We start from the raw sequence: 2,588 nt of genomic DNA, 5'->3' as shown, positions 1-2,588 counted from the left end.
GATTTCATTCTCATCTCCACTCTCTGATGGTTACGATGAGCCTGAAATCCTCCGCTACGCAATCAACCTAGTCTGTTCCATGGGTGCTGATGGCGGACAGTCCGATGCATCGGATCGACTGAAGGTACTTCTCCAAAGAGCAGGTGCTGTCAGCACCGAACCGTTTTCCGTTCTATCCCAAAAAAGAATTCGTCAGGGCGCTGGCCGAAAAAAACTCCCGGCATCACCACATTATAATCCTCTGGTTATCAAGAACTCGAACTGAGTCTGCCATCAATTTGCATGGCCGATTGGAGCGGCAGTATGGTCCGCAGAGTATGATTATGTCTATCGCCCGGGCTCGCAGGCGCTGCGAAAGTCTGGTCTAACGGGCGGAACCCAGCGGAGTTTTGGCATGGCCAATGTCCGGAAAGGGCCTGTGCAAACGCTTCGACTTATTTTGAACGCCTTGGCACAGCGTTACCGCCCTTATTTGCCGCAGCGCGTGCACGGTTTTTCTTGCTGTTGGGCTTACCCTTTGGCGGTGGCGGGCCTTTTGGGCGGCGGTCAAGTTTTTTACTCAGACCACTGCGGTTGTCGTCATCGCGTTTGGGCTTGGCTTCAACTTTGGCCTTTTCAGGGGGCTTGGACACTGTCTTTTTCCGCGCTTTCGCAGGCTGCGGCTCGACAAGTCGGCTCGGTTTGCGTGCAGTCTTTTCCAGACCTTTCTTGCCTTTGACAGCCCGGTTAAAGCTTGTCTTTGCTGAGTTCGACAAATCGGGGGCTGAATCCAACTGCACAATGTCTTTTGTACCCTCGATCTTCATTTCCGGCCCAATCGCCTCCAAAAAACCGGCGACGCTGCTTTCGCGAATTTCGATATAGGTCTCGTCGTCAACGATACGGATCGCACCGACATCGGATTTTGTGATGTTCCCCGCCTTGCACACCATAGGAAGTAGATATCGCGGAGACGCATTTTCGTTGCGCCCTTCTGACAGCGAAAACCAAACACTCGGACCAAAAGGTGCGCTCTGCTTTGGCGCTGCTTCCTGAATGTCGTTTAGTTCTTCCGGAGCGGAATGCGCCCTGTTGTATTGACGGACATATGCCGCAGCGAGTTGTTCTGGCGAGAACCTTTCTACCAGTTCGTTGACTGACTGCCGCTCAGTCTTTGTTATTTCAGAGCACCAGTCCTCCGATCCGAACATCCGTTGCTGGTCTTGCGCTTTGACCTCTTCAGCGGAGGGCGCCGCACCCCAATCGGCCGTGAGTTTAGCGAATTTCAACAGCCTTTGGGCTTTTTTGTAAGAAGCCGGTGCAACGATCAGTGTGCTGACACCTTTGCGCCCTGCACGTCCAGTTCGGCCTGAACGGTGCAAAAGCGTTTCATGACTGCTGGGCAGTTCCGCATGGATCACCAGATCCAGATTTGGCAGATCAATTCCGCGCGCCGCGACATCGGTCGCTACACAGACGCGGGCCCGTCCGTCACGCATGGCTTGCAAGGCGTTTGACCGTTCACCTTGGGTCAGTTCTCCGGAAAGAGCTACAACCGAAAACCCGCGGTTGGACAGTCGGGCTGTCAGACGGCTGACCATGGCGCGCGTGTTGCAGAAAACGATGGCGTTAGGAGCCTCGTAGTAGCGTAGCACGTTAATGATAGCATTTTCACCGTCACGTGGAGCCACATTCATCGCACGGTACTCGATATCGGCGTGTTGCGTCCGCTCACTGACAGTACTTACACGCTCGGCATCCCTTTGGTACCGGGCAGCCAAGGTGGCAATGGCGCGCGGTACCGTTGCCGAGAACAATAGTGTCTGGCGGTCTGATTGCGTTTGTTCGAGGATGAATTCCAGATCTTCACGGAATCCAAGGTCGAGCATTTCGTCAGCCTCATCCAACACGACGGCGCGTACGGATGCCAAATTAATCGAGCCGCGCATGATATGATCCCGCAACCGCCCTGGTGTCGCGACCACAATATGTGCCCCTCGGGACAGCGCCCGGCGTTCGTCGCGCATATCCATGCCGCCAACGCATGAGGCAATGAAGGCCCCCGCATCCGCATAGAGCCACCCCAGTTCTCGTTTGACCTGCAGCGCCAACTCTCGCGTCGGCGCAACAACCAACGCCAAAGGCGCGCCTGCCACATCGAAAACCTGCGCATCGCTCAAAATTGTTGGTGCGATGGCCAAGCCGAACGCGATGGTTTTTCCTGATCCGGTCTGCGCCGAAACTAACAAGTCTCGTCCCTGCAAATCCGGTGCGGACACGGCCTCCTGAACAGGGGTCAGCGTGTCGTATCCTTTACGCTTCAATGCGATTGCGAGTGTCGGGTTCATGGCTCAGCTCTCCGGAGTGATACGGTCACCCTCAGAGCTTCCGACACACGGGTCATAGTAGAAGCGCAGTCCATACTGCGAGGAGAACCGGATGTATAGATCGGAAAATGCGCCTCCCAATGAGCCTCCCCAACGGAACAGGTCCACACTTATGTTAAGGTTGTCCGCCATCAGCACCCATGGAACAGACTAGGTTGATTGCGTAGCGGAGGATTTCAGGCTCATCGTAACCATCAGAGAGTGGAGATGAGAATGAAATCC

General features: G+C 55.0%; 2 protein-coding genes. One reads left to right on the top strand and one right to left on the bottom strand.

Features of this window, described 5'->3' with window-relative positions; translation table 11 throughout:
• The coding region (locus tag ACR0DS_RS20235) for a hypothetical protein (RefSeq protein WP_480616934.1) at nucleotides 1–265 on the top strand (265 nt) is incomplete at its 5' end.
• 169 nt (nucleotides 266–434) lie between these two features.
• On the opposite strand, the gene ACR0DS_RS20230 is transcribed toward ACR0DS_RS20235, so the two are convergent.
• Nucleotides 435–2,327: a DEAD/DEAH box helicase gene (locus ACR0DS_RS20230; protein ID WP_480560869.1), complete on the bottom strand. Its 1,893-nt coding sequence runs from the start codon at nucleotides 2,325–2,327 to the stop codon at nucleotides 435–437.
• Between the last annotated feature and the right edge of the window lie 261 nt (nucleotides 2,328–2,588).

This window comes from Ruegeria sp. AF5 (assembly GCF_056541905.1).
This window is presented reverse-complemented; position numbering and strand designations above follow the sequence as displayed.

Excerpts from the sequence above, each read along its gene's own strand:
- ACR0DS_RS20230 (WP_480560869.1), bottom strand. The coding sequence starts at position 2,327 with ATGAACCCGACACTCGCAATCGCATTGAAGCGTAAAGGATACGACACG.